Source organism: Oceanibium sediminis (assembly GCF_003265325.1).
Lineage (GTDB): Bacteria > Pseudomonadota > Alphaproteobacteria > Rhodobacterales > Rhodobacteraceae > Halovulum > Halovulum sediminis.
Map to the genome: position 1 here is coordinate 354,204 of NZ_QGNX01000005.1, position 26,756 is coordinate 380,959.

At 66.7% G+C, this 26,756-nt stretch carries 28 protein-coding genes; 13 read left to right on the forward strand and 15 right to left on the reverse strand.

Going from position 1 to position 26,756, the window contains the following annotated elements:
- Positions 1–16 precede the first annotated feature (16 nt).
- From DJ029_RS15125 to DJ029_RS15165, 9 genes are read left to right on the forward strand one after another with little or no spacing between them, the layout of a single operon-like run.
- Positions 17–430, forward strand: a complete 414-nt coding sequence (locus DJ029_RS15125) for a phage major tail protein, TP901-1 family (RefSeq protein ID WP_112323300.1) — start codon at positions 17–19, stop codon at positions 428–430.
- Positions 431–432: 2 nt separating this feature from the next.
- On the forward strand, positions 433–744 hold the full coding sequence (locus DJ029_RS15130) for a GTA-gp10 family protein (RefSeq protein WP_112323379.1): 312 nt from the start codon (positions 433–435) through the stop codon (positions 742–744).
- Positions 741–953, forward strand: coding sequence for a rcc01693 family protein (locus DJ029_RS15135; RefSeq protein WP_370445245.1), 213 nt, complete (start codon positions 741–743; stop codon positions 951–953). The genes DJ029_RS15130 and DJ029_RS15135 overlap by 4 nt, the downstream gene beginning before the upstream one ends.
- Entirely contained in the window at positions 946–1,593 is a 648-nt protein-coding gene (locus tag DJ029_RS15140; protein ID WP_112323301.1) for a phage tail tape measure protein, read from the forward strand. Before DJ029_RS15135 ends, DJ029_RS15140 begins: the two co-directional genes overlap by 8 nt.
- Positions 1,594–1,602: 9 nt before the next feature.
- Positions 1,603–2,235, forward strand: a complete 633-nt coding sequence (locus tag DJ029_RS15145) for a DUF2460 domain-containing protein (RefSeq protein WP_112323302.1) — start codon at positions 1,603–1,605, stop codon at positions 2,233–2,235.
- On the forward strand, positions 2,232–3,140 hold the full coding sequence (locus DJ029_RS15150; protein WP_112323303.1) for a DUF2163 domain-containing protein: 909 nt from the start codon (positions 2,232–2,234) through the stop codon (positions 3,138–3,140). The genes DJ029_RS15145 and DJ029_RS15150 overlap by 4 nt, the downstream gene beginning before the upstream one ends.
- Positions 3,130–3,555: an NlpC/P60 family protein gene (locus DJ029_RS15155; protein ID WP_112323304.1), complete on the forward strand. Its 426-nt coding sequence runs from the start codon at positions 3,130–3,132 to the stop codon at positions 3,553–3,555. The genes DJ029_RS15150 and DJ029_RS15155 overlap by 11 nt, the downstream gene beginning before the upstream one ends.
- 12 nt (positions 3,556–3,567) lie before the next feature.
- On the forward strand, positions 3,568–7,464 hold the full coding sequence (locus DJ029_RS15160) for a baseplate multidomain protein megatron (RefSeq protein ID WP_112323305.1): 3,897 nt from the start codon (positions 3,568–3,570) through the stop codon (positions 7,462–7,464).
- Positions 7,461–8,168: a DUF2793 domain-containing protein gene (locus DJ029_RS15165; protein WP_112323306.1), complete on the forward strand. Its 708-nt coding sequence runs from the start codon at positions 7,461–7,463 to the stop codon at positions 8,166–8,168. The genes DJ029_RS15160 and DJ029_RS15165 overlap by 4 nt, the downstream gene beginning before the upstream one ends.
- Positions 8,169–8,267: 99 nt before the next feature.
- Here the strand turns inward: DJ029_RS15165 and DJ029_RS15170 are convergent, their stop codons facing one another.
- Entirely contained in the window at positions 8,268–8,606 is a 339-nt protein-coding gene (locus tag DJ029_RS15170) for a TraR/DksA family transcriptional regulator (protein ID WP_112323307.1), read from the reverse strand.
- 90 nt (positions 8,607–8,696) lie between these two features.
- Here DJ029_RS15170 and cysE point away from each other — a divergent pair, with 90 nt between their 5' ends.
- Complete coding sequence (cysE, locus tag DJ029_RS15175) at positions 8,697–9,515, forward strand: serine O-acetyltransferase (RefSeq protein ID WP_112323308.1); 819 nt, start codon at positions 8,697–8,699, stop codon at positions 9,513–9,515.
- 178 nt (positions 9,516–9,693) lie between these two features.
- On the forward strand, positions 9,694–11,145 hold the full coding sequence (locus tag DJ029_RS15180; protein WP_157966394.1) for a DUF2125 domain-containing protein: 1,452 nt from the start codon (positions 9,694–9,696) through the stop codon (positions 11,143–11,145).
- Between the two features lie 72 nt (positions 11,146–11,217).
- Here the strand turns inward: DJ029_RS15180 and DJ029_RS15185 are convergent, their stop codons facing one another.
- The 9 genes from DJ029_RS15185 to tkt form a co-directional block, all read right to left on the reverse strand.
- On the reverse strand, positions 11,218–12,558 hold the full coding sequence (locus DJ029_RS15185; RefSeq protein WP_112323310.1) for a pyruvate dehydrogenase complex dihydrolipoamide acetyltransferase: 1,341 nt from the start codon (positions 12,556–12,558) through the stop codon (positions 11,218–11,220).
- Positions 12,559–12,568: 10 nt separating this feature from the next.
- On the reverse strand, positions 12,569–13,966 hold the full coding sequence (locus DJ029_RS15190; protein WP_112323311.1) for a pyruvate dehydrogenase complex E1 component subunit beta: 1,398 nt from the start codon (positions 13,964–13,966) through the stop codon (positions 12,569–12,571).
- Positions 13,967–13,978: 12 nt separating this feature from the next.
- Positions 13,979–14,980: a pyruvate dehydrogenase (acetyl-transferring) E1 component subunit alpha gene (pdhA, locus tag DJ029_RS15195; RefSeq protein ID WP_112323312.1), complete on the reverse strand. Its 1,002-nt coding sequence runs from the start codon at positions 14,978–14,980 to the stop codon at positions 13,979–13,981.
- 85 nt (positions 14,981–15,065) lie between these two features.
- Positions 15,066–15,518, reverse strand: a complete 453-nt coding sequence (locus tag DJ029_RS15200; RefSeq protein ID WP_112323313.1) for a PaaI family thioesterase — start codon at positions 15,516–15,518, stop codon at positions 15,066–15,068.
- Positions 15,519–15,560: 42 nt separating this feature from the next.
- The gene (locus tag DJ029_RS22160) at positions 15,561–15,866 is read right to left on the reverse strand and encodes an FtsB family cell division protein (RefSeq protein ID WP_370445246.1); all 306 of its coding nucleotides are present in this window, start codon (positions 15,864–15,866) and stop codon (positions 15,561–15,563) included.
- Positions 15,867–16,064: 198 nt separating this feature from the next.
- Positions 16,065–16,994 (reverse strand): class I fructose-bisphosphate aldolase, encoded by a 930-nt coding sequence (locus DJ029_RS15210; RefSeq protein WP_112323315.1) that lies wholly within the window; start codon positions 16,992–16,994, stop codon positions 16,065–16,067.
- An 89-nt stretch (positions 16,995–17,083) separates the two neighbouring features.
- The gene (locus tag DJ029_RS15215) at positions 17,084–18,277 is read right to left on the reverse strand and encodes a phosphoglycerate kinase (RefSeq protein ID WP_112323316.1); all 1,194 of its coding nucleotides are present in this window, start codon (positions 18,275–18,277) and stop codon (positions 17,084–17,086) included.
- Positions 18,278–18,295: 18 nt separating this feature from the next.
- Complete coding sequence (locus DJ029_RS15220) at positions 18,296–18,439, reverse strand: glyceraldehyde-3-phosphate dehydrogenase (RefSeq protein ID WP_112323317.1); 144 nt, start codon at positions 18,437–18,439, stop codon at positions 18,296–18,298.
- A 21-nt stretch (positions 18,440–18,460) separates the two neighbouring features.
- Positions 18,461–20,479 carry a transketolase gene (gene tkt / locus DJ029_RS15225; protein ID WP_112323318.1) on the reverse strand — a complete coding sequence of 673 codons (2,019 nt, stop codon included), beginning with the start codon at positions 20,477–20,479 and terminating at the stop codon, positions 18,461–18,463.
- 211 nt (positions 20,480–20,690) lie between these two features.
- Between tkt and DJ029_RS15230 the strand changes: the two genes are divergently transcribed.
- Together DJ029_RS15230 and DJ029_RS15235 are read left to right on the forward strand one after the other, a co-directional pair.
- Positions 20,691–20,909 (forward strand): hypothetical protein, encoded by a 219-nt coding sequence (locus DJ029_RS15230; protein WP_112323319.1) that lies wholly within the window; start codon positions 20,691–20,693, stop codon positions 20,907–20,909.
- Complete coding sequence (locus tag DJ029_RS15235) at positions 20,909–21,295, forward strand: cell division protein ZapA (protein ID WP_112323320.1); 387 nt, start codon at positions 20,909–20,911, stop codon at positions 21,293–21,295. Before DJ029_RS15230 ends, DJ029_RS15235 begins: the two co-directional genes overlap by 1 nt.
- A 77-nt stretch (positions 21,296–21,372) precedes the next feature.
- Here the strand turns inward: DJ029_RS15235 and grxD are convergent, their stop codons facing one another.
- From grxD to DJ029_RS15260, 5 genes are all read right to left on the reverse strand, one after another.
- On the reverse strand, positions 21,373–21,744 hold the full coding sequence (gene grxD / locus DJ029_RS15240) for a Grx4 family monothiol glutaredoxin (protein ID WP_112323321.1): 372 nt from the start codon (positions 21,742–21,744) through the stop codon (positions 21,373–21,375).
- Positions 21,741–21,935, reverse strand: coding sequence for a hypothetical protein (locus DJ029_RS15245; RefSeq protein WP_112323322.1), 195 nt, complete (start codon positions 21,933–21,935; stop codon positions 21,741–21,743). The genes grxD and DJ029_RS15245 overlap by 4 nt, the downstream gene beginning before the upstream one ends.
- Positions 21,936–22,178, reverse strand: a complete 243-nt coding sequence (locus tag DJ029_RS15250) for a BolA family protein (RefSeq protein WP_112323323.1) — start codon at positions 22,176–22,178, stop codon at positions 21,936–21,938.
- Positions 22,179–22,250: 72 nt separating this feature from the next.
- Positions 22,251–24,419, reverse strand: coding sequence for a phosphoribosylformylglycinamidine synthase subunit PurL (purL, locus tag DJ029_RS15255; protein ID WP_112323324.1), 2,169 nt, complete (start codon positions 24,417–24,419; stop codon positions 22,251–22,253).
- 109 nt (positions 24,420–24,528) lie between these two features.
- Positions 24,529–26,733, reverse strand: a complete 2,205-nt coding sequence (locus DJ029_RS15260; RefSeq protein WP_157966395.1) for a glycosyltransferase family 92 protein — start codon at positions 26,731–26,733, stop codon at positions 24,529–24,531.
- Positions 26,734–26,756 lie beyond the last annotated feature (23 nt).

Here is a 26,756-nt window from a genome sequence, read left to right on the forward strand (position 1 = left end):
TGAAGGATAAGCAAAGATGGTAGCGCAGAAGGGCAAGGACCTGTTGATCAAGATCGACATGAACGGGTCCGGCAGTTTCGAGACCGTGGCAGGCCTTCGCGCCAGCCGCATCACGTTCAACGCGGAAACGGTGGACATCACCAACCTGCAAAGCACCGGCGGCTGGCGGGAGCTTCTGGGGGGCACGGGGGTGCGCTCGGCCTCCATCTCCGGCTCGGGGGTGTTCCTGGACGACGCCACGGACGAGCGGGCGCGGCAGATCTTCTTCGACGGCTCGTTGCCGGTGTTCCAGGTGATCATCCCCGATTTCGGCATCGTGGAGGGGCCGTTCCAGATCACCTCGATCGAGTATTCGGGGAACCATGACGGCGAAGCGGTCTACGACCTTGCGTTGGCCTCGGCCGGGGCGCTGGCGTTCACGGCGATCTGATGGTGGCCAATCCCTATCGTGGCGAGGTGTCGCTGGTGGTGAACGGAGAGGCGCGGGTGATGCGCCTGTCCCTCGGCGCGTTGGCAGGGCTGGAGGAGCGGCTCGGCAGCGGCTCGCTGGTGGAGCTGGTCGAGCGGTTCGAGGCGGGGGCGTTTTCCGCCGTCGACCTGCTGGCGCTGCTGGCGGCGGGGCTGGACATGCCGCTCTCGGATGTCGCGGCGGCTGAGATCGAGGGCGGTGCGATGGCCGCCAGCCGTGCGGGCGCGCGGCTGCTTGCGGTGACCTTCGCGCTGCCCGAGGCGGACCCCGCGTGAGCCGTATCGCCTGGGGCCCGCTGATGCGCCTTGGCTTGCAGGACCTCGGCCTGAAACCGGCCGAGTTCTGGGCCCTGACCCCGGCGGAACTGATGCTGATGGCGGGGCTGGACGGCGCCGTCGCGGCGCGCCCGACGCGGGCCGCCCTGGGCGAGCTGATGCGCGCTTATCCCGACACCCAGAATAGGACGGAGGCCGAGGATGGCTGATCTGGAAGACGATTTCGCCCGGCTCGAGGGCACGATCGCGGGGCTCGAAACCTCGCTCAACGGGGCGGAAAGCATGACCACCGCGTTCCGCAGCGAAATGCAGGAGGTGACCTCCTCCATGCGGGTGGCCAGCCAGGATGCCTCGGCGCTGAGCCGGACGCTGGGGACCAGCCTGAAGTCTGCAATGACCGGGCTGATCCTGGACGGGCGCAACCTGTCTGCCGCGCTGAGCGGGGTGGGGCAGCGTATTTCGGGCAGTGTGCTGAATGCGGCGCTGAGCCCGGTCACCGGGGCGATCAGCCAAGGGGTTAACTCGCTCTTTGGCGGATATTTCGCCAAGGGCGGGGTGATCAACTCCGGCCAGGTGCAGCGCTTCGCCTCTGGCGGGATCGTGGACGGCGCAACGTCTTTCGCGATGCGCGGCGGCAAGCGCGGCGTCATGGGGGAGGCGGGGCCGGAGGCGATCATGCCCCTGACGCGCGGAGCGGACGGCAAGCTGGGCGTGCGCGGCGGGGGCGGCGGCAACGTGCAGGTGACGATGAACATTTCAACACCCGACGTGGCCGGGTTCCAACGCTCGCGCAGCCAGATCGCCGCGCAGGTGGCGCGGGCGATCGGGCAGGGGCGGCGCAATCAATGAGGTTTCTCCATGAGTTTTCATGAAGTCCGGTTTCCGGTTTCCCTGTCGTTCGGGTCCGTCGGCGGCCCGGAGCGGCGCACGGAGATCGTCACCCTGAACAACGGTGCGGAGGAACGCACCACCCCCTGGGCGCATTCGCGGCGGCGTTACGATGCCGGTTTCGGGATGCGCTCGCTCGACGACCTGGAGGAACTGATCGGCTTCTTCGAGGCGCGCGGCGGGCAGCTCTACGGGTTTCGCTGGCGGGACTGGACGGACTACAAGTCCTGCCCCCCCTCGCAGACACCCGATCATGGGGATCAGACCATCGGTCATGGCGACGGCGAGAGGCGCCTGTTCCAGCTTAGCAAGACCTACTGGTCGGGCGACGTGTCCTACACCCGCCCGATCACCAAGCCGGTGGCCGGGACGGAAACGATTTCCATCGACGGGGACGACCGGGTCGAGGGCGTGGACTACACGCTCGACCATATGACGGGCGTGGTTGTTTTCGCCGCCGCCCCCCAGCCCGGTGCGCCGGTTCAGGCGGGCTTCGAGTTCGATGTACCCGTGCGCTTCGACACCGACCGGATCGAGGCGAGCGTCGCAGGCTTCCAGGCGGGCGAGGTGCCGTCTGTTCCGGTGATCGAGGTGCGGGTATGAGTGGCGCGGACAAGCTGCGCGCCCGCCTTGGCGAGGGTACGACGAAGCTGGCGCGCTGCTGGCGGATCACCCGCAAGGACGGGCGTATCCTTGGCTTCACGGACCACGACTGCCCGCTGGAATTCGACGGGCTGCGTTTCGAGGCGGGCGCGGGCATCGACGCCGGGGCGTTGGAACGCTCCACCGGGTTGAGCGTGGACAATGCGCAGGCGCTCGGCGCGCTGACGTCGGACCGGATCACTGAGGGGGATATCCTTGCCGGGCATTACGACGGCGCCGAGGTGGTCCAGTGGCTGGTGGATTGGAGTGCGCCCGAGGCGCGGATCATCCTTTTCAAGGGCTCCCTCGGGGAGGTGCGCCTGTCGGGCCATGCCTTCGAGGCGGAGCTGCGCGGGCAGGGCGAGGTGTTGAACCAGCCCCTTGGCCGGGCCTTCCTCAAGACCTGCGATCGGGATCTTGGCGATGCCGCCTGCGGAGTCGACCTGGGCGACCCGGCGTATGCGGTGGAGGCGGAGCTGACCTCGGCCGAAGGGCAGCTTGTCCTTGGGTGGAGGGATACGGCGGATTATGCCGACGGTTGGTTCACGGGCGGTGCGCTGACCTGGCTGTCGGGGGCGAATGCCGGGCTGCGCGCATTGGTGCGCGCGGACCAGGGGCGCGGCGCGTCGCGCAAGGCGATCCTCTGGTCGGAGGCGCGCGCGCCGGTGGCCGTTGGCGATAGGGTGCGGCTGGTCGCGGGGTGTGACAAGCATCTGTCGACCTGCAAGGCGAAGTTCGCCAATGTCCTGAACTTCAGGGGCTTTCCGCATATCCCCGGTGATGACTGGGTAACGGCGTACCCGCGCAACGGTTCTGCGCATGACGGCTCGGTGCTTCGCTGGGAAGAGTTTCGCCATGAGCGCTGAGATCGTGGCGCTGGCCGAAAGCTGGATCGGGACGCCCTATGCCCATCAGGCCAGCCTGAAGGGGGTGGGCTGTGACTGCCTCGGCCTTGTACGGGGCATCTGGCGCGCTCGTTACGGGGCCGAGCCGGAGGCGGTTCCCCCCTATACGCCCGACTGGGGCGAGCCCGCGGGGCAGGAGATCCTGCTTGCCGCGGCGGCGCGCAGCCTGGTGCCGGTGGCAAGCGGCGACATGGCGCCGGGCGATGTACTCGTCTTCCGCATGCGGGGGCGGGGCATCGCGAAACATCTTGGCATCCTGTGCCGCGAGGGCGCGGATGCGTCATTCATTCATGCCTACAGCCGCGTTGGCGTCGTGCGTTCGCCGCTTGGGCAGGCGTGGCGCGCGCGTCTTGCGGCTGCGTTCCGATTCCCCTGACAGGAGAGCAATATGGCAACTGTAGTTCTGGCGGCCGCCGGTGGCGCGCTTGGCGCATCGGTCGGGGGGGGGCTGCTCGGCCTGTCCTCCGTCGCGATCGGCAAGGCGGTGGGGGCGAGCCTGGGCGCGGTGATCGATCAGCGCCTGTTCGGTTCCGGCGCGCAACCGGTGGAGGTGGGGCGGCGCGACATGCTGCGCCTGACCGGCTCGACCGAGGGGGCGCCGATCGCCCGCCTCTGGGGGCGGATGCGGGTACCGGGCCAGATCATCTGGTCATCGCGCTTTCTGGAGGACGTCACGACCACCGGGGGCGGCAAGGGCGCGCCCAGCGCCCCCGAGCGGCGGGAGTATTCCTATTCGGTCAGCATCGCCATCGCGCTGTGCGAGGGGCCAATCACGCGGATCGCCAGGGTCTGGGCCGATGGGCAGATCATCGACACCTCGACGCTGAACATGCGCGTCTATCACGGGGACGCGGCCCAGTTGCCCGATCCGCTGATCGCCGCCAGCCTGCCGGAGGGGGAGGCCCCCGCCTATCGCGGCACCGCCTACGTGGTGATCGAGGACCTGGCGCTGGGTGCCTATGGCAACCGCATTCCGCAGTTCAATTTCGAGGTTCAGCGCGCGCCCGAGACCGCCGATAGCACCATGGCGCGTTCCGTGAACGCGGTGGCGCTGGTCCCGGGGACCGGCGAATACGCGCTGGCGACCGAGCCCGTCAGCTTCGAGATCGAGAAGGGCCACACTAAGGTCAGCAACGTGAACAACAATGCCGGGCGCACGGACATCGACCTGTCGGTGCAGGCGTTGGTCGAGGAGGTTCCGGGCTGCGGGGCGGTGTCGCTCGTGGTCAGCTGGTTCGGGTCCGATCTGCGTTGTGCGGAATGCTCGATCCAGCCGAAGGTCGAGCAGAGTGAGCTGGACGGCGTGGAAATGCCTTGGCGTGTCGCCGGTGCGACCCGCAGTTCGGCCGAGGTCGTGCAATATGTCGACGGCCGGCCCGGTTTCGGCGGCACACCGGCGGATGCGTCTGTCGTGCAGGCGATCCAGCGTTTGCAGGCGGCGGGGCAGGCCGTGATGTTCTATCCGTTCATCCTGATGGACATCCGCGCCGGAAACGGGCTGACCGACCCCTGGAGCGGCGCGGCGGATCAACCCGATGTGCCCTGGCGGGGGCGGATCACCGCATCCATCGCGCCGGGACGGGCCGGCTCGCCCGACAAGAGCCCCGCAGCAGGCGGGGAGGTGGCGACATTCTTCGGCAGCGTGCAGCCCGGTGACTTCGCGATCGTGGAGGACGCGGTTGTCTATTCCGGCCCCGCGGAGTGGAGCTATCGTCGTTTCATTCTGCACTATGCCTGGCTCTGCAAGCTGGCGGGTGGCGTGGACGCGTTCTGCATCGGCTCGGAAATGCGCGCGCTGACGCAGCTGCGCGACGGGCCCGAGAGTTTTCCCACGGTGGCGCAGCTGAGGACGCTTGCGGCGGAGGTGAAGGCGATCCTGCCGGGCACGAAGATTTCCTACGCGGCGGACTGGTCCGAGTATTTCGGGTATCAGCCGGGCGATGGCAGCGGCGACGTGTTCTATCACCTCGACCCGCTCTGGGCGGACCCGGCGGTCGATTTCGTCGGTATCGACAACTACATGCCGCTGTCGGACTGGCGTGACGGGTCGGACCACGCGGACGCGGCGGCGGGGACGATCCATGACCTCGACTATCTGCGCGGCAACATCATGGGCGGCGAGGGCTACGACTGGTACTATGCCTCGGCGGAGGGGCGCGACGCGCAAATCCGTATACCGATCGAGGACGGTGCCTACGACGAGCCCTGGACGTATCGCTACAAGGATATCGCGAATTGGTGGTCGCGCTTTCACTGGAACCGTATTGGTGGTGTGAAGCAGGCAAGCCCGACGCCCTGGCAGCCCGAGGGAAAGCCTATATGGTTCACCGAACTCGGCTGTCCCGCCGTGGACAAGGGGACCAACCAGCCCAATGTCTTCCTGGATCCGCAATCTGTCGAGAATGCCTTGCCGCATTACAGTACCGGCGGCCAGGATGAGTTGATCCAGGCGCGCTATCTTGAGGCGATGCACAGCTTCTGGGGCGCGGCGGAGAACAACCCGATCTCGGACGTGTATGCCGGGCCGATGGTGGACATGTCCCGCGCCTTCGTCTGGGCCTGGGACGCGCGGCCCTGGCCGGATTTCCCACAGCGTCTGGACGTCTGGGCAGATGGGCTGAACCATGCGCGGGGGCACTGGATTTCCGGGCGCACGCACCTGGTCGAGCTTGGCGATATCGCGCGCGAGATTTGTGGTCGCGCGGGGCAGCTGGATATCGACACCCGCGCGCTGGGCGGTCTGGTCCGGGGCTACCTTGTCAGTGGCGCGGAGTCGGCGCGCGAAAGCCTTCAGCCCCTGATGCTGAGCTACGGTTTCGACGTGTTCGAACGTGAAGGGGGCTTGCATATGCGCAACCGGACCGGCATGGCGACCCGGGTGCTGGACCAGGGGCAACTGGCGGTTCGCGATGCCCGGACCCCGGCCTATGAATTGTCCCGGTTGCCCGAGTCCGAGGTGCCGGCGCGCGTACGCGTGCGTTTCGTCCACCCCGGGAAGGACTTCCAGTCGATCACGGCCGAGGCGCAGATCGCAGGGGCCGAGGCGCTGTTCACCGCCGGCTCGGACCTGTTCGTTTCGCTGAGCCATGAGGAAGGTGCGCGGGTCGCAGCACGGTGGTTGTCGGAGACGCAGATCTCGCGCGATCAGGTCAGCTTCCATCTGCCCCGCTCGGACATGGACCTGGAGCCGGGGGACGTCGTGACGCTCGACGCGGGGGGCCAGCAATCGTCTTTCCGCATCGACCGGGTCGTGGAAACCACCCTGCGAGAGGTTGAGGCGACACGGGTCGAGGCGGCGATCTATGCCCCGGAGCCGGTGATCCCCGAGCTTATCGTGCGCCGCGGCCAGAACCAGTCGGGCCAGCCCTATGCCGAGGTGATGGACCTGCCCCTACTTCGGGCGGAGGATACGGCCCACGTACCGTTCGTTGCGGCCACCCATGAACCGTGGGAGGGCGGGTTGTCGATCTACACCGGCGCGCAGGACCATGACTACGGGCCGCCGGTCGAGCTGGCGGTGTCCTCCATCGTCGGAACGACGCTGAGCGACCTTGCTGCCGCTGCGCCGGGGCGCTGGTCCGAGGATGCGCTGGAGGTGCGGATCTCGGGGCGGGAACTGCTGTCGCGCAGCGCGCAGGAGGTTCTGAACGGTGCGAACACGCTCGCCGTCCGCGCGGCGGGGGCCGCCGACTGGGAGGTTATCCAGTTCCGCGACGCGGAGCTTGTCGGGCCACGGCAGTACCGGTTGAGCGGCCTGTTGCGCGGCCAAGCGGGGACCGAGCCCCTGATCCCTCCGATCCTGGCGGCGGGGGCGGACATCGTGCTTCTGGATGGCACGCAGCCGCAACTGCCCCTGTCGCTGGACCAGGTCGGGCTGGAGCGGCACGTTCGTGTCGGCCCGTCGGGGGAAAGCTATGCCAGCCCCCGGTACCGGCACCTGGTGGTCGAGCCGCGGGGCGTCGGGCTGCGGCCCTATGCGCCGGCGCATCTGAGGGCCACGACCTCCGGCGGGGATGTCAGCCTGAGCTGGGTCCGCCGCAGCCGGTATGGCGGCGACAGCTGGACCCTGTCCGAGGTGCCGCTGGGCGAACAGCGTGAGGCGTACCTGGTGACCATAGAGGCCGGTGGCACGACCCTGCGCCAAATCGAGGTTGCTGAGAGCGCGTTCCTCTACACGGCGGCGATGCAGGCGGCGGACGGGGGCGGGGGCGGCTTCACGGTTTCTGTCGCGCAACTCTCCGCCAGTTTTGGCCCCGGATTTTCAACAAGGATCGATATTCCATGAGCGAGACTTTCCAATTCCAGTTGCCGCTGCTGGCCGGTGGCCAGGCGCAGAAACATGTGACCGTGAACGAGGCGCTGGCGCGGCTCGACGCGGTGGCGCAGTTGCGCGTGATCAGCGACCAGGTCACCGCGCCCCCAGCCGCCCCGCAGGACGGGGCCGCCTATATCGTCCCGCCCGGCGCTGGTGGCGCCTGGGCGGGGGCTGCGGGGCAGATCGCGCTGTTCGCCAATGGCGGCTGGGTGATTGTGACACCGAAGGCCGGGTGGAGTGCCTGGTGCGAGGCGACCGGCCGCCGGGTCGGTTTCGACGGGCAGGGCTGGATCCCCGACGCCGGGGTCATCTCTGCCAGCGGTGCGGCGTTCCTGTTCCGGATTGATGAAGTCAGCCATGATCTGGCGCCGGGGACCAGCAGCACGGTTTCGGCCGCCATTCCGGGCGGTTCGGTCGTCTTCGGTGTCTCGGGCCGGGTGACGGAGGCGATCACCGGCACGGTCAGCAGCTGGAGCCTTGGCGTCAGCGGGTCGGGCAACCGTTACGGCAGCGGCCTTGGCACGGGCCTCGGCTCATATGCGAACGGGCTGACGGGCACGCCGATCACCTACTACGGCGCCGAGGACCTGGTGCTTTCCGCCGACAGCGGTTCGTTCAGCGGCGGCCAGATGCTTCTGGCGGTTCATTCCCTGTCGTTGGTGCCGCCGCGATGAGCCCGGCACGGTTGCTGGCACAGGCGTGGCGCGCATGGGCTCGCCGGCGCGCATGCGGGCGCATCCATCGCTTCGTGCCACGCTAGAACGCGGCGGCGGTCAGCCCCGCATGCAGCTGATGCAAAGCGTCAGCGCGGGGTTCATCGCAAGGCGGCGATGGTCGATCGCCTCCCCGCAGTCGGCGCAATAGCCGAACTCATCCGTCGCGGCCCGCTTCAACGCCAGTTGCAGGCGGGCCCGTTCGGCCGCGCGGCGCGCATGGGTCGCCTTGGCCATGGCCTGCTGCTGAAGCGCGTCCATCCGGCTGAGCCGCCCGACGCTTTGCTGATCGAGCACAACCGTGCCGCGATTCCCGGCGGCGACGGCGTCCTCATCGTCGAGGGCGCGCAAGCGCTCACGGATCTGTTTCTCGAATTCCTGGCGTATCTCGGGTTTCATGGGCAATCATGTTACTGCTTGAATTCGAGTCGGAAAGGCACGATTTGACGGGCGTCGGGCATTCCCCCGGCACCAAGCGAGGAGATAGCCATGGCGCAAGGTGCTGCGAAACTTGAAGAAGTGGATCCGATCTGGTCCCGGATCCGGACTGAAGCCGAGGAAATCACGAGGCGCGAACCCTTGATGGCGTCGCTCGTCCATTCGGGCGTCTTGTATCACAAGACCCTTCAAAGCGTGCTGAGTTACCGCCTGGCGCAGAAGCTCGCCTCCGAAGAGATGTCCGAGCTGATCCTGCGCGAGATCATGGACGAGGCCTACGTGGTGGAGCCGTCGTTGGTGGGGGCGGCGCGGGCGGACATGCTGGCCGTGTTCGAGCGCGACCCGGCGTGCCATCGGCTGATCCAGCCGCTGCTGTTCTTCAAGGGGTACCAGGCGTTGCAAGCCTATCGCCTGTCGCATTACCTGTACGAGCGGGATCGCAAGGACCTGGCCTATTTCATCCAGATGCGCAATTCCGAGACGTTTGGCGTGGATATCCACCCAGCCGCCCGCATGGGGCAGGGGATCATGATCGACCACGCCCATTCCATCGTGATCGGGGAAACCGCTGTCGTTGGCGACAACGTCTCCATGCTGCATTCGGTGACCCTTGGCGGGACCGGCAAGGAGGATCATGATCGTCACCCCAAGATAGGCGATGGTGTCCTGATCGGCGCGGGGGCGGCGGTCCTCGGCAATATCAAGGTCGGAAACTGCTCGCGGATCGCCTCGGGCTCGGTTGTGCTGAGCGAAGTGCCCCCTTGCAAGACCGTCGCCGGAGTTCCCGCGCGGATCGTGGGCGAGGCGGGCTGCTCGGAACCGTCCAAGTCCATGGACCAGCTTCTGAAGGACGAACTTCCCACGATCTGACCGATCGGCGGCCGCGTCCCGCGAACGCGGCCGCCAACCTTTCCCACCCGTTTGGGGACGGTCCTTTCCCCGGGGTCACCTGTGACAAACCGGACTTGCAGGTACGGGTTTCATCGTCGAGACTGCGGCGCGAAATCATTTGAGGACCGATATGACATTCCCGAGAACTTCCATCGTTATGGCACTTGCCCTGGCGGCACCGACCGGTGCCTTTGCCCAGATGACCCCGCAGGACTACCTGGAAGAGATGGCCGCGCTTTATGCGGCGCAGGGCATGAACTTTTCCTATGCCTCGGCAGAAGAAAGCGGCGATGCGCTGATTGTGAGCGATATCGCGCTGTCCATGGACAACGAGCAAGTGCAGACCACCATCTCGTTTGAGGAAATGACAATCCGGCCCACGGCGGCGGATGGCTACGACCTGGAGGTGGAGGCCAGCCCGGATTACATCGGCAGCGTCACCACTGTGACCGAAGGCGAGGAATTTGCTTTCGATTTCGAGGTGACGGCGCGTGGCTTGTACCGCGTCGGCGGGCCGGAAGACTCGCGCAGGATGGAACTGGAGTATCCCGAGGTCTCGCTGAGCTACCATATAGCCACTGGCGCGCCGGAAGATATGCCGCCGATGGATGTGAGCGCGACGCTTCGCGACCTGACCGGCAACTTTAGTTATGCGCTGGGCGCGATGACCCAGACTTATGACATTGCAGCCGCCAACTTTGGGGTGAGCATGTCAATGGAAGAGGCCAGTGGTCATTCGGTCGGCATTGAGCTGAGCTATGATGACGTGACGATGACCGGCGCTGGCCCGATCACGAACATGAATGACAGCAGCGGCATGTTCGCAGCAGATACCGTGTCTTCGTTCGAGCTGCGCGCCGCGACTTCAATGTTGGACATGACCGCGACCGAAGACGGGGCTGATACGGATATCCGGGTGGAAGGCGGGGCTTCTTCGCTTGCAATGGAGATTGGCGACGGTGTGTTGGACTACGCCATCGCTCAGGACGCCATGAAGGTGAACGTATCGGGGGCCGCACTTCCCATGCCCCCGGTCGAGGTTTCGATCGACCGTTTGGACACACGGTTCGCCATGCCGATGTTGCCGACCGATGATGCCAAGGACATGGCGCTTCGCCTGAATATCGAAGGGCTGACGGTTGATGAAGCGCTCTGGGCGATGGTCGACACCGGGGGAGCCGTACCGCGCTATCCCGCGAACCTCACGCTGGATGTGACCGGCATGGGCAAGGCGCTGGTCGACATGACCAGCGGCGATCCGGAGGCGATGATGGCCGGTGGTATGCCCATGGAATTCGAGAGCGTGACGCTCAACACGCTGCTCATGTCCTTCGGCGGGGCCGAGGTCACCGGCTCGGGCGAGGCGACGATCAACAACTCCGGCTTCATGCCGATGCCGGTTGGCGGGATCGACTTCCGCCTGGAAGGTGTGACGACTCTGGCAGGCAAGCTGGTGGAAACGGGGCTTTTGCAGCAGGCGCAGGTGATGCCGTTGCAGATGATGCTGGGCATGTTCGCCAAGCCGACAGGCGAGGCCGACACCTTTGAAAGCCGGCTGGAAATGACGGCCGAGGGCAACATCCTGGCCAACGGCGTTCCGCTGCAATAAGCGGAACGACATTCGCAGATACGAAAAGGCCGGGCAGTACGCCCGGCCTTTTTTGTGTTTCTGGCGCTGGATTTACGCCAGCATGTTCATCGGGTCTTCGAGGTAGCCTTTGATCGCGGCCAGGAACTCGGCCCCGAGCGCGCCGTCGATCACCCGGTGATCGACCGAGAGGGTCACCGACATCACCGTTGCGACCTCGACCTCGCCCTCGGCATTGACGACGGGCTTCTTCACCCCGGCACCCACCGCCAAGATCGAGGCATGGGGCGGGTTGATGACGGCGTCGAAATTCTCGACCCCCATCATCCCGAGATTGGAAATCGCGAAGCTGCCGCCCTGGTATTCGTGCGGCGCGAGCTTGCGCTCACGCGCGCGGGCGGCGAGGTCCTTCATCTCGGACGACAGCTTTGACAGGGTCTTGCTGTCCGCATCGCGGAGCACCGGCGTGAACAGACCGCCTTCGATGGCGACGGCGACGGCCACGTCCGAGGGCTTCAGCTTCAGCACCCGGTCCCCGGCCCAGACGGCGTTGCAATCCGGCACGTCCTGAAGCGCCAGCGCGCAGGCCTTGATGATGAAGTCGTTCACGCTCAGCTTCACGTTGCGCGATTCCAGCGACTTGTTCAGCTGGGCGCGGAACGCCATCAGGGCATCCAGCTTGATATCCCGGCGCAGGTAGAAATGCGGGATGGTCTGCTTGGCTTCCTGCAGCCGCGCCGCGATGGTCCTGCGCATCCCGTCGAGGGTGACTTCCTCGTACTCGCGATCCGCATACATCTTCGCCACGACCTCGGCCGACATGCCTTGCACGGGGGCCGCGGCCTTGCCGGCGGGCGCTGCGGCCTGCGGGGGCGGGGCCTTTGCTGCACCGGGCTCGGCCTTTTCAACGTCCGCCTTGACAATCCGCCCCTTGGGGCCCGTGCCCTTGATCTGCGTCAGGTCGAGGCCCTTGTCCTTGGCGATGCGCCGCGCCAGCGGGCTAGCGAAGAGGCGCGTGCCGTCGGAGGTTTCGGGCGCCGCCGGGGCAGGGGTGGCGGGTTTGGCGGAGGCCCCGTCTTGCGCCGGGGCCGCCTTCGCTCCCCCGTCGGCGGCATCTGCCGCCTCAGGCGCGGGGCTGCTGTCGCCGGACCCGGAGGACGCGGGCGCATCGCCGATGTCACCGGCACTTTCGCCGTCTTCCAGCAGCACCGCGATCAGGTCATTCACCTTCACGCCTTCGGTGCCCTCGGGCACGACGATCTTGCCGACAGTGCCTTCCTCGACCGCTTCGAATTCCATCGTGGCCTTGTCGGTCTCGATCTCGGCCATGATGTCGCCGGAGGCGACGGTGTCGCCCTCCTTCACCAGCCACTTGGCCAGCGTGCCTTCCTCCATGGTCGGCGACAGGGCGGGCATCAGTATGTTGATGGGCATGTCGCTCTCCTTACCGGTAGGTGACGGCTTTGGCCGCCTCGATGACTTCCGCGGTGGTGACCAGCGCCAGCTTTTCGAGGTTGGCGGCATAGGGCATCGGCACGTCCTTGCCGGTGCAGTTGATCACCGGGGCGTCCAGATAGTCGAAGGCTTCCTGCATCAGCGTGGCCGAGATATGGCCGCCGATGGAGCACACCGGCCAACCCTCTTCCACGGTGATGCAGCGGTTCGTCTTCTTGACCGACTCGATCACCGTCGCCGTATCCATCGGGCGGATGGAGCGCAGGTCGATCACCTCGGCCGAGATGCCTTCCTCGGCCAGAGCGGTCGCGGCTTCAAGCGCGTAGGTCATGCCGATGCCGAAGGAGACGATGGTCACATCGGTTCCCTCGCGCCAGATCTTCGCCTTGCCGATGGGAACGGTGAAATCCTCGATCTCGGGCACCTCGAAGGAGCGGCCGTAGAGGATCTCGTTCTCCAGCACCAGTACGGGGTTGGGATCGCGGATCGCCGACTTCATCAGGCCCTTCGCGTCCGCCGCCGAATAGGGCTGCACGACTTTCAGGCCGGGGACGGAGGCGTACCACGCGGCGTAATCCTGGCTGTGCTGCGCACCCACGCGCGCCGCCGCGCCGTTGGGTCCGCGGAACACGATGGGCGAGCCCATCTGACCGCCTGACATGTACAGCGTCTTCGCGGCCGAGTTGATGATCTGGTCGATCGCCTGCATCGCGAAGTTCCAGGTCATGAACTCCACGATCGGCTTCAGGCCCGCGAAGGCCGCGCCGACACCGATACCGGCGAAACCGTGCTCTGTGATCGGCGTGTCGATCACCCGGCGCGCGCCGAACTCGTCCAGCAGGCCCTGGCTGATCTTGTACGCACCCTGGTACTCGGCCACTTCCTCGCCCATCAGGAACACGTCGTCATTGGCGCGCATTTCCTCGGCCATGGCGTCGCGCAGCGCTTCGCGCACGGTCTGGGTCTTGAAGGTGGTGCCTTCGGGGAACTCCGGCTCGGCCGGGGTCGGGGCGGCCATCGGGGCGGCGGGCACGGTTGCCGCCGGGGCCTTGGCGTGGGGTGTGTCGTCTTCCTTGCCCTTGTCGTCCGCCTTGGTTTCCTCGGCCTTGGCAGCCCCGCTGTCGGGCGCGGCGGAGGCGTCGTCGCCCTCTTCCAGCAGGACGGCGATGGGGTCGTTGACCTTCACATTCTCGGTCCCCTCGGCCACCAGGATCTTGCCCATGGTGCCTTCGTCCACCGCCTCGAACTCCATCGTGGCCTTGTCGGTCTCGATCTCGGCCAGGATCATGCCCGATTCGATCGTGTCGCCCTCTTTCACCAGCCATTTGGCCAGGGTGCCTTCCTCCATCGTGGGGGAAAGGGCGGGCATCAAAATATTGGTCGCCATATTGACAGCCCCTTATGCGTAAATGTCGGTGTAGAGTTCTTCGACAGCCGGCTCCGGGCTGTCCTGGGCGAACTGGGCGGCCTCGTTCACGATGGCCTTGATCTCCTTGTCGATCTCTTTCAGCTCGTCCTCAGTGGCGTGCTTGCCGGTCAGCAGGATGTCGCGCACGGCGTTAATCGGGTCACGCTCGTCGCGCATCTTCTGCACCTCCTCGCGGGTGCGGTACTTCGCGGGGTCGGACATGGAGTGGCCGCGGTAGCGATAAGTCATCATCTCCAGGATGTAGGGGCCGTTGCCCGCGCGGCAGTGCGCGGTGGCCTTCTCCCCGGCGGCCTTCACGGCCAGAACGTCCATGCCGTCGACCTGCTCTCCGGGAATGCCATAAGCCTCTCCACGGACGAACAGGCTGGGCGATTTCGTCGCGCGCTTGGTCGAGGTGCCCATGGCGTACTGGTTGTTCTCGATCACGAAGACGACCGGCAGGTCCCACAGCTCGGCCATGTTGTAGGTCTCGTAGACCTGGCCCTGGTTCGCCGCGCCGTCGCCAAAGTACGTGAAGGTGACGTTGTCGTTGCCCCGGTACTTGTTGGCGAAGGCCAGCCCCGCGCCCAAGGGGACGTTCGCGCCGACGATGCCGTGGCCTCCGTAGAATTCCTTTTCCTTCGAGAACATGTGCATCGAGCCGCCCTTGCCCTTGGACAGCCCGTCCTCGCGCCCGGTCAGTTCCGCCATAACGCCCTTGGGATCCATGCCGCAGGCCAGCATGTGGCCGTGGTCGCGATAGGTGGTGATCCGCTGATCCCCGTCCTTCGCTGTGGCCTCGAGCCCGACGACGACCGCTTCCTGGCCGATGTAGAGGTGGCAGAACCCCCCGATCAGGCCCATGCCGTAGAGTTGTCCGGCCTTTTCCTCGAACCGGCGGATCTGAAGCATTTCCTTGTAGAAATGCAGCAGCTCTTCCTTGGAAGCATTCGGTTTCTTCGCGCGTGGGCTGCGCTTTGTTCCGGTCGCCATGCAGTTTCCCTTCCGGCAATGGTTTAACACTTAACGATACGACTATACGGAGCCGCTTCTCGAAAATCCAGAGCAACCGTGCGGATTAGTGTGCCGCATCACTGGCGCCCTGTCTTGCAGGCATCACGATCAGCGTCGCCGTCATCGTCGCGATCAGTCGCCTGTCGTCGCTTTCCGCCTTCGCTTCGGCCACCATGATCCGGCGTCCGGGCTTGATCACCTGGCCCGAAACATCGAAGCGTTTCGCGCTGGCGGGGGCAAGCAGGTTGGTCTTGAACTCGATGGTCAGGATTTCAGCGCCTTCCGGGATCAGCGAGAAGGCGGCATACCCACAGGCCGAATCCAGCACCGAGGCGATGGCCCCCGCGTGCAGGTAGCCGTGCTGCTGGCCGAAGTCGGCATTGAAGGGCAGGGCGAGCGTCACCTTGCCGGGCGTCACCGTCTCCAGCGTGGCGCCAAGGCTGGCCATCATCGCCTGGTTGGCGAAACTGGCGCGAACCGCCTCGGCATAGTCGAGGTTGGGTGGAGTGAAATCCATGCGGACAGGATGCCCGTCACATCCGCCGCACGCAACAGGGGATCAGCGGATGATGATCTCGTCCGCGCGGGCCAGGCCCAGCACCTTGCGCGCCTGTTCGTCCAGCAGGTCCAGGTCCAGGTATTCCGTGGACAGGCGGCGGGTGCGGTTTTCCAGCACCGCGCGTTCTGTGCGAAGCACTTGCAGCTCCCGCTCCAGCTTGACGGCCTGCGCCTCCACCTGAAGGCGGCGGAAGGTGCCGTAGTCGCCCTGCACGGCGGCATAGGTGAAATAGGAAATCGCCCCGATCACGAGGATCGAGAAGATGTAGCCGAAAAACCTTGATCGGGACGCCTGGGGTTCGCTCACTGCTATCTGCCTGGTTCGCACTCTTTGCGGTGCAGGCTCAGCGTGACATGTCTGACGGGCAAAGTGAATCCCCCAAAAAAGATGATTCGCGCCGCGCCGGGATTTCTGTGACATTTCCGCAAAGGCCGCGGGGGCCGCAGGGGGCGGGCCGTGCCGCCCCCCGGATCATCTTTTGCCGGTTGGTACCGGGGGCTGGCCTCAGGCCTTGCCCTTGTAGATCTCGACCAGCTTGGCCAGCATCTCCAGCGCCTCGCCACGCTCGCGCTGGAACGTGTTGCGCCCGATGATGGAGCCGTTGCCGCCCCCGTCGCGGATCGCGCGCGCATCGTCGAATACGCCCTCAGCACCCTTCTTCGACCCGCCGGAGAAGACGACCAGCCGACGCCCGTTGAACGACGAGCGCATGACGTCCGCCACGCGTGCCGCCTGAGTCGAGATGTCGATCTTCTCGGCCTCGTAGACCTTCTTCGCCTCAGGCAGGCTCAGGTGGTCGGTGCCCAGCTTCACTTTGATGATATGCGCACCCAGCAGGGCGGCGATCTGCGCGGCATAGGCGCCGATGTCGGCCGCCGTCTCGCCGTCCTTGTCCAGCGCCTCTCCGCGCGGGTAGGACCAGATGACCGTGGCGATGCCCTTGGCGGCGGCTTCCTCGCGCATGGCGGCGATGTCCGAGAACATGTCCAGCGCGGCGGAAGAGCCGGGATAGATCGTGAAGCCGATGGCCGAGCAGCCAAGGCGCAGCGCGTCATCGACGGAGCCGGTGATCGCCTGGGTTTTCGGCGCGTCGGACGGGATCAGCGAGTTGGCGGAGTTCACCTTCAGGATCGTCGGGATCTGCCCGGCAAAAGTGTCCGCACCCGCTTCGATCATGCCTAGCGGCGCGGCATAGGCGTTCAGCCCCGCGTCGATCGCCAGCTGGTAGTGGTAATGCGGGTCATAGGCCGCCGGGTTCGGCGCAAAGCTGCGCGCAGGCCCATGCTCGAACCCTTGGTCGACGGGCAGGATGATCATCTTGCCGGTGCCGCCAAGCTTGCCGGTCATCAGGATACGGTTGAGGTTCGCCTTCACGCCGGGCGTTTCGCCCTCGTAATTGGACAGGATTTTCTGGACGACTCGCGTCGATTTCATCGGGTTCTCCTAGGGCCAGAGGTTACTGCCCCCGGAGTTACCCGCAAGCCCGCGCGTGGTCAACGTGCCAACCCGTCATGGTTGAACGTTCAGCCCTGCGTGAGCACCGCGACACCGGGCAGGGTCTTGCCTTCCATCCATTCCAGGAAGGCGCCCCCGGCGGTGGAGACATAGGTGAAATCCTTTGCCGCGCCGCTGCCGTTCAGTGCGGCCACCGTGTCGCCGCCCCCCGCGACCGAGATCAGCTTGCCGCCCCGGCTGAGTTCTGCCGCAGCGGCGGCGGCAGCGTCCGTCGCCTTGTTGAAGGGGGCGATCTCGAACGCGCCGAGGGGGCCGTTCCAGACCAGGGTGCGCGCCTTGCGGAACCGTTCCACGATGGCGGCCACCGCGTCGGGCCCGGCGTCCAGGATCATCGCGTCGGACGGGCACTGATCGGCCGGCACGACTTCGTTCTCAGCGCCAGCCTTGAATTCCCGTGCGACGACGACGTCGGTGGGCAGCAGGATTTCGCAGCCGAGGTCTTTCGCCTTGGCGATCACCGCGCGGGCGGTTTCGGCAAGGTCATGCTCGCACAGCGACTTGCCCACGTCATGGCCCTGCGCGGCCAGGAAGGTGTTGGCCATGCCGCCGCCGATGACGATGGTGTCCACCTTCTCGATCAGGTTGGTCAGAAGGTCCAGCTTGGTCGAGACCTTGGCCCCGCCCACCACGGCGACAACCGGGCGATCCGGCGTGGACAGCGCCTTGTCCAGCGCTTTCAACTCCGCCTCCATCAGGCGCCCGGCGCAGGATGGTAGCAGATGCGCGATGCCCTCGGTCGAGGCATGGGCGCGGTGCGCGGCGGAAAAAGCGTCGTTGCAGAAGATATCGCCAAGCGCGGCAAGCTGCTTCGCGAAATCCGGGTCGTTGGCTTCCTCGCCGGGGTGGAAGCGGGTGTTTTCCAGCAGCAGGATCGCGCCGTCCTGAAGGTTTTCCAGCGCCTCCGCCGCGACCTCGCCGACGCAATCGGTCGCGAAGGCGACGGGATGGCCGAGTTCGTCCACCAGCGTCTGGCGCGTGATCTCAAGGCTCATCTCGGGCACGACCTTGCCCTTGGGGCGGCCGAAATGCGCCAGCAGCACGACTGTGCCCCCGGCGGCGATGATGGCGTCCACGGTGGGCTTGATGCGGGTGATCCGGGTTGCGTCCGTGACCGCGCCGTCATCCACTGGCACGTTGATGTCGACCCGGGTCAGCACCACCTTGCCTGCCAGATCCATATCGTCGAGTGTTTTCCAAGCCATTGCTTTTCTTCTTTCTTCCTACCGCCAGAAGGCCATCCACGTGGTCACCCTGATCAGCGTCTTGCCGAGGAAGGTCACGGCCTGCTGATCGTAATATGTCCGATCCACGTAGAAGGCGAGCACGGCCAGTGCCACCACGAGGAGCGCAGTCCAGATCTTCATGCCGCGCTCCTCATTTGTCTGTCAGAGCCGCGCTTCGGCTTCTGCGACGACGGCCTCGGCGGTGATGCCGAAGTGCTCGTACAGCTCCTTGATCGGAGCGGAGGCGCCGAAGCTGTCCATGCCGACGAACCCGGCCTTCTTTTCAGAGCCGCGCTCACCCAGAAGCCAGCGGTCCCAGCTCTGGCGGATGCCCGCTTCGATCGCGATGCGCACGGTGCCGCGCGGCAGAACGCGGGCGCGGTACTTCTCGTCCTGCTGGGCGAACAGCTCGTGGCAGGGGACGGAGACGACCCGCGTTCCGATGCCCTTGGCTTCCAGCATGTCGCGGGCGGCGAGGGCGATCTCCACCTCGGAGCCGCTGGCCATCAGTACGACCTTGCGCTTGGCGTCGCTCTCGGCCAGCACGTAGGCGCCCTGGGCGACCAGGTTCTTCATGGTGTGCTTGGTGCGCACCGTGGGCAGCCCCTGGCGGGACAGCGCCAGGATGCTGGGCGTGGAGTCCGATTCCAGTGCGATCTGCCAGGCTTCGGCGGTTTCGACCACGTCGGCGGGGCGGAACACGTTCAGGTTCGGGATCGCACGCAGTGCCGAGAGATGCTCGACCGGCTGGTGCGTCGGGCCATCCTCGCCCAGGCCGATGCTGTCATGGGTCATGACATAGGCCACGCGCTTGCCCATCAGGGCCGACAGGCGGATCGCACCGCGCGCGTAATCGGTGAAGACGAGGAAGGTGCCGCCGTAGGGAATCGCGCCGCCATGCAGGGCGATGCCGTTCATCGCCGCCGCCATGCCATGCTCGCGGATACCGTAGTGGACATAGCGCCCACCGCGGTTGTCCGGATCGAACACGCCGAGGTCCGGCGTCAGCGTGTTGTTTGAGCCGGTCAGGTCGGCCGAGCCGCCGATGGTTTCGGGGACCGCCTTGTTCACGACTTCCAGCGCCATTTCCGACGCCTTTCGGGTCGCCACCTTCGGCGCGCTCTCGCTCATTTCCTTCTTGAAGGCGCGGATGTCGCGCGCCAGCTTCGCGGGCAGGGTGCCGGCGATCATGCGCTCGAACTCCTCGCGACGGCGGGCGCCAAGGGCGTCCACGCGTGTCTGCCATTCCGCACGGGCGGCGGCGCCGCGCGCACCGATGGCGGCCCAAGCATCGCGGATGTCCTGCGGGATTTCGAACGGGCCGTGATCCCAGCCGTAGGCGGCACGGGTCAGGGCAATCTCATCGGCGCCGAGCGGCGCACCATGGGCCTTGGCCGTGTCCTGGCGGTTCGGCGCGCCGTACCCGATGGAGGTCTTGCAGGCGATCATCGCCGGGCGCGGGCTGGCCTTGGCGGCGTTGATCGCGGCGTCGATCGCCTCGGGGTCGTGGCCGTCACAGGCGAAGACGTCCCAGCCGCTGGCCTTGAACCGTTCGCCCTGGTCGGTGATGTCGGATTTCGACACGGCCCCGTCGATGGAGATGCCGTTGTCATCCCACAGCACGATCAGGCGGCTCAGCTTCTGCATGCCCGCAAGCCCGATGGCTTCCTGGCTGATGCCTTCCATCAGGCAACCGTCGCCTGCGATCACGTAGGTGTGGTGATCCACCACCCGGCGCGAGAAGCGTGCGGCCAGGCTTTCCTCAGCCATGGCGAAGCCCACGGCATTGGCCAGGCCCTGGCCCAGCGGGCCGGTCGTCGTCTCGATCCCCTTGGCGTGGCCGTATTCCGGGTGACCGGCGGTCTTCGCGCCGAGCTGGCGGAAGTTCTTCAGCTCGTCCAGCGTCATGTCCTTGTAGCCGGTCAGGTGCAGCAGGCCGTAGAGCAGCATGGAGCCGTGGCCCGCTGACAGGATGAAGCGGTCACGATCCGCCCAGTCCGGGGCAGAGGCGTCGAACTTCAGGTGTTTCTCGAACAGCACCGTCGCGACATCGGCCATGCCCATCGGCATGCCGGGGTGACCGGAGTTGGCGGCTTCCACCGCATCCATGGCCAGCACGCGCAACGCGGCGGCTTTGGCGAAGTGTTCGGGGTGGCGGGTGCGCAATTCTTCGATAATCACGGGGAGGTGCTGCCTTCTCTCAGAGGGTTCCGGTGCCGGGGTCCTCCCCGACTGGCTTGTGCGCACTGATACCCGATCGGGGCGAAGTTTCAAGCGCAAGCCGTGTCACAGGGTTGCAAATAAGGGATGCAGAGCCGTCTGTTTCTGCGTTAGGTTGGGCCGAACACCGACCAACACCCGCGACGGGACGACCCAAGTGAAGGGGCACGACATGTCAGATCTGCAAAATCTCGCAAACCGGCTTGAGGCAGCCCTCGGCAAGCTCGAGGCCGCGAAAGGCGCCGGAGGAGAGAACACCTCGGCCCTTGTTGCGGAAAACCAGGCGCTGACCCAGAAGCTGGACGCCATGCAGGCTGAGCGTGACAAGGATCTCGCCCAGCTCGACAAGCTGATCGCGCAATTGAAACCCCTGCTCGAGGAGGCCGTCTGATGCCCGAGATTCAACTGGACATCGGTGGGCGCAATTTCCGCGTCGCGTGTGAGCCGGGGCAGGAAGACAACCTGCGCCAGGCCGCCGCGTTGCTGGATACCGAGGCGACCACGCTGCAGGACGCCATCGGCCGGGTGCCCGAGCCGCGGATGCTGCTGATGGCGGGGCTGATGCTCGCCGACCGCACGATCGAGATCGCGCAGCAACTCCAGGCGGTTCAGGAACACAACGATGCCCTGCGCTCCGCCGCCGCCAACGAGGAAAAGCGCGCCGCCGCCAATTCCGCCGGTGCGGACGCGGTGCGCGAGGCCCGGGCGCGCGAAGAGGCCGCCGTTTCCCTGCTGAAGCAGACCCTCGAGCGGGTGGAGCGTCTGGCGGCGAGCTGAGGCGCGCGCCAGGCCAAGAAAAAACGCCCCGGCCAGATGGCTCGGGGCGTTTTTCGTTCAAGCGATCACGCGGCCAGTCAGGCCGGCTGGTTCGCTTCGCGGATCTTTTCCGCCGCTGCCTTGTCGAAGCTGACGCCGGCGCCGGAAAGCAGGTCGTCCAGCTCACCCGACAGCGTCATCTCGACCACGATATCGCAGCCGCCGACGAATTCGCCCTTCACGTAGAGCTGCGGGATGGTCGGCCAGTCGGAATAGCTCTTGATGCCTTCGCGGATCGCGTCGTCAGCGAGGACGTTCACGTCCTTGTAGGCGACGCCCATGTAGTTCAGCACGCCCGCCACCTTGGAGGAGAAGCCGCATTGCGGCATCTGGCTGGTGCCCTTCATGAACAGGACGACGTCATGGGTCTCGACATCGGATTTGATGCGCTCGTGTGCGGTCTCGCTCATTTGGTGTCTTCCTTCTGCTTGCCGGGGTGTCCCGGCGGTGTGCGTTCGGGGGCGGCCCCGGTGGTGGTCGGCGCTTCCAGCGGGCTTTGCGGCATCTCGCCCCAGGTTTTCCGGCGCAGCCGCTGCAACATCAGCAGTCCGCCTACGACAATCGCGCTGCCAAGCAGCAGCAGACCTTCGACGGGAAGCACTCAGTCAGCCGCCCGAGTCGTCAGGGCCAGGGCGTGCAGCTCTCCGGCGGGGCCGTCCATCTTGCCCTTCAGCGCGGCATAGACCATCTGGTGCTGCTTCACCCGGCTCAATCCCTTGAATTCGGACGCGACCACGGTGGCGGCGTAGTGGTTGCCGTCCCCGGCAAGATCCTTGATGTCGATCTGGGCTGTCGGGAAGGCATCCCGGATCAGTCTTTCAATCTCTGCTGCTTCCATGGCCATGGGGGTCAGAAGCTCCTCGTCGTCCGGTTTCAAGTGAATCTAGGGCTGACCCGGGCCGGGTGCAAGCCGGGCTCAGGAAACAATCCCGAGAAGCGCGTCGCGATGCGCCTGCCGCAAGTCCGCGAGAGCAAGGCTGGAGGGGCCGAGCGTGACGCGATCGCCCCCCATCTGCCCGGCGCGCCGTGCGGGAACGCCCGCCGCTTTGGCCGCGTCAAGAACCTGCTCCACCTTGTCGGAGGTGACCGCCAGCACGTAGCGGCCCTGATCCTCGCCGAACAGGGCGGGCAGGGTGGCGGCCTCCAGCGATACGCCGATGTCGCTTGCCAGCGCCATTTCGGCGGCGGCCACGGCCAGACCGCCGTCGGCGATGTCATGGGCGGCCAGCAGCAGGCCCTTGGCGGACAGCGCCAGCACCAGCTCGCCCGCGGCGCGTTCGGCCACAAGGTCCACGGCAGGCGCATCGCCGCCAGTATCCTTCAGGACCTCCGCCGCGAAGGCGCTGGCGCCCAGGTGCTGCCCCTCGGGGCCAAGGGCGATCAGCACCGCGCCCTCGGGGGCGGCGGTGGGGATCATGTCCGCGATCTCACGCAGCAGGCCCACCGCGCCGATGGTCGGCGTGGGCAGGATCGGCTGGCCGTCGGTTTCATTGTAAAGGCTGACGTTGCCCGAAACGACGGGCGTGCCCAGCGCGGTGCAGGCCGCGCCGATGCCTTCGATGCAGCCGACAAGCTGGCCCATGATGCGGGGCTTCTCGGGGTTTCCGAAGTTCAGGTTGTCGGTCACTGCCAGCGGTGTCGCCCCTGTAGCGATCAGGTTGCGATAGGCTTCCGCGACGGCCTGCTTGCCGCCCTCCACCGGGTTCGCGCGGCAATAGCGCGGCGTCACGTCGGCGGTGAACGCCAGCGCCTTGTTCGTGCCATGCACCCGCACCACGCCCGCATCGGCGCCCGGCGTGCGGATGGTGTCCGCGCCGACCATGGTGTCATACTGCTCCCACACCCAGGCGCGTGAGCCGTGGTTCGGCGCGCCCATCAGCGCCAGCAGCGCCTCTGCCGGGTCCATGTCCCGAACCGGGCCAAGCGCCGGCGCGGGGGGCGAGGCTTCCCAGGGGCGGTCATACTCGGGTGCTTCGCCCGACAGCGCCTTCAGCGGCAGGTCGCCCACCACCTCGCCGTTCAGGCACAGCAGGAAGCGATCCTCGGCAATGGTTTCGCCGACGATGGCGAAGTCGAGGTCCCATTTCTCGAACACCTCGCGCGCCACGCCCTCGCGCGCGGGGTCGAGGACCATCAGCATCCGTTCCTGGGATTCGCTCAGCATCATCTCGTAAGGGGTCATAGCCTTTTCGCGCACCGGCACCTTTTCCAGGTCCAGCCGGATGCCGAGGTCGCCCTTGTCGCCCATCTCCACAGCCGAGCAGGTCAGCCCGGCGGCCCCCATGTCCTGGATCGAGATCACTGCCCCCGTGGCCATCAGCTCGAGGCAGGCTTCCATCAGGCGCTTTTCGGTGAACGGATCGCCGACCTGCACCGTCGGGCGCTTGGCCTCGATCCCGTCGTCGAATTCTGCGCTTGCCATGGTCGCGCCGCCGACACCGTCACGCCCCGTCTTCGCGCCAAGGTAGACGACCGGGCGCCCCACGCCGCTGGCGGCGGAGTAGAAGATCGCGTCCGCATCGGCCAGCCCGGCGGCGAAGGCGTTCACAAGGCAGTTGCCGTTGTAGGAGAGATCGAAGCGCAGCTCGCCACCCACTGTCGGCACGCCGAAACTGTTGCCGTATCCGCCGACGCCCTCGACCACGCCCGCCAGCAGGCTGCGCGTCTTGGGGTGGCTCGGCTCACCGAAGCTCAGGGCGTTCATCGCCGCGATCGGGCGCGCGCCCATGGTAAAGACGTCGCGCAGGATGCCGCCGACCCCGGTCGCCGCGCCCTGGTAGGGCTCGATGTAGGAGGGGTGGTTGTGGCTCTCCATCTTGAAGATCACCGCCTGGCCGTCGCCGATATCCACGACGCCTGCGTTCTCACCGGGGCCGCAGATCACCTGCGGGCCCTCGGTCGGCAGGGTGCGCAGCCACTTCTTGGACGACTTGTAGGAACAATGCTCGTTCCACATCGCCGAGAAGACGCCAAGCTCCGTCCAGTTCGGGTCGCGCCCCAGCAACGTCTGGATACGGGCGTATTCATCAGGCGTCAGGCCGTGGTCTGCAATCAGCTCCGGCGTGATCTCGGGGTCGGGACGCATGGGCACAGTCGCACTCCGCTATGGTCAGGTTTGGCTAGGGTCTGGTTGTGGCCCTGATACGAAAGGCGGGCGGGAAGGGAAAGCGCGAAATCGCGCCGAACCTCTTCCCTCAAGGGCGCTGCGCGCGCGGGGCGGCCTTGCGATGCTTTTCCAGCAGGGCGCGCAATTGCGCCAGCGCGTCGCGTCCGGGGCGGCCGAGCGCGGCGATTTCGCCCATCGTGACTTCGGCCGCGGCGGTGTCTCGGGCGAAGACCTGCGCCTGGCCGATTTCCAGCAGGCGCTCGGCACTCCAGCGCTTGTGGCGCGGAAGGAAGTGGCGCGTCGTCACCCCGCGGAGCAGGTCCACCCGTGCCGCCTGCGCCGCGCGCAGCGCAGCGGCCCTGGCGCCCGCGCCGTCCCCCGCCCGGCGCAGCACCCGCGCGTGCAGCATCTGCGAGACGAAGACGAACGGTTCACGCGCTGCAAGGGTCGCGGCGGGGGCTACCGCCTCCTCGAACCGCGCCAGCGCCGTCAGCGCGTTGGCCTGCGCGCGCAACGGCAGGCGGGGCGGAACGCTGTGCAGCCCGCAGGGATCGAAATAGACGCGGAAGCTTCTGCTCTGGCTGTCGTAATAGGCCCTTTGGCGCGGAAGCGGTACGACGGTGTCCAGGGTCAGGGCCAGCAGCTTTCCGTAAAGCCGCACCGCCGCCTCGTGATCCTCGGCCGCGGTGTGCAGCCGCGCCTGCACCAGCAGGGCGCCGGGTTTGTCGGGGCAGAGCGCCAGCGCGTCGGAAGCCAGCGCCTGCGCCCGCTCGGGGGCGGCGTCCGTGGCAAGATGCGCCAGCAGCATCAGCCGATCCGCCGCAAGTTCGGGGGCTTCGGGTGGCGGCAGGGCGGCGATCCGCTCCAGCGTGGCGATCCGCTGATCGGCGGGGGCCGAGGCGGCGAGCACCTCCTGCGCGTTGGGATCCTCCGGGGCCAGCGCGAAGGCGCGCTCGGCATGGGCGCGCATTTCCTCGGGGGCGTTGAACTCGCGCTGCGCCGCCATGGCTTGGGCGATCCAGTAGGGCGCGGCGTCGGGGTCGTGCTCTGCCGCCTTCGCGATGGCCCGCGCCTCCCGGCTCAAGGCCAGTTCGGGCCGGGCCTGGCGGGCAAGGGGTGGGCTGCACAGCGCCGGCGCATCCTCTGCGAAAGCCGCGCGCATCGCGTCGCGCAACGGCACCACCTGGCGCGTGGGCGCGAAGGGCATCGCCCAGGTGCGCCGCAGCATGCGCCGGCCCACCGCATCGATTGTGACGGCGGTGTTGATGCCGCGGAAATGCCCGAAGGACACGTCCTCGCTGTCTGCATCGGGGATCATCCCGGCGATGTCATGTACCATCCACTGGGCGTTCGGGGGCAGCTTCGCCGGGGCGACGGCCCATTTCGGCTCGCAATGCACGGGGACGCTGGTGCGCAACTCCTGCCAGAAATCCCGGTGGCGGGGGGCGCGTCCGCGGCGGATCGGCAACGGCTCGATCCAGCGGCCGGTGTAGCGCAGGAACCCGGTCTCGGAGGTGGTCACCCGCTCGAAAACTGAGGGGCCAGAGGTGTAAACCAGCTCGTCGATATCCGCGTTCACCACCGCGTCGGCCTGCGCGAACAGCCGCTGCCAGGCGTGATCCAGCATCGAGGTCTGGCAGAAGTTGCTGTCGAACACGCGCCGGGTTGCGGGCATCCGGTGATCGTTCGGCCCGTAAGGATAGGGCCAGGGAACAACCGCCACGTCCACGCCGGTGCCCTCAAGCGCGCTTGCCAGCGCCTCGGGCGTGTAGCGCCGCGAGCCGTTGTCGTAGATCACCGCCGCCGTCGCCCCCTGCGCGCGGACGTGATAGGTCACCCAGTCCCGGATCCATTGCAGGTCATTGTCGCGCGACAGCGTCGTGATCGCGCGCGCGCCCGCGAAGCGCGCCTGGATCGCCGGGGCCGGGGCCACCTGCCAAGTTCCGGCGCGCGTGGCGATGCGCAGGCTCTCGCAGCCCTCTGGCACGCGGATCACCAGCCGTTCGGTCAGCGCGCGCGGCTCTACCCGGAAGGGGCAGGGGCTGCCATCGGGCAGGGCGGTGATGCGGATATCCAGGTCGTCCAGCAGGTTGAACAGCGGCGGGCAGATCGCGATCAGCTCACATGGGTCCCCGCTGCGGAACAGGTCGTAGATGACGGTGCGGTCGTCGAACTTCTGCCCGTAGCTTTCATGCCGAAGCGCGCGGGGCCGCGGCGCGAGCCGCCGGATCGGAGACTCCTCGGGCAGGATGAGAGCTGAGGTCTGGATCAGGGGGGGGTATTCACGCGCCATGTCAGACGAAGCTGTGGGCAAAA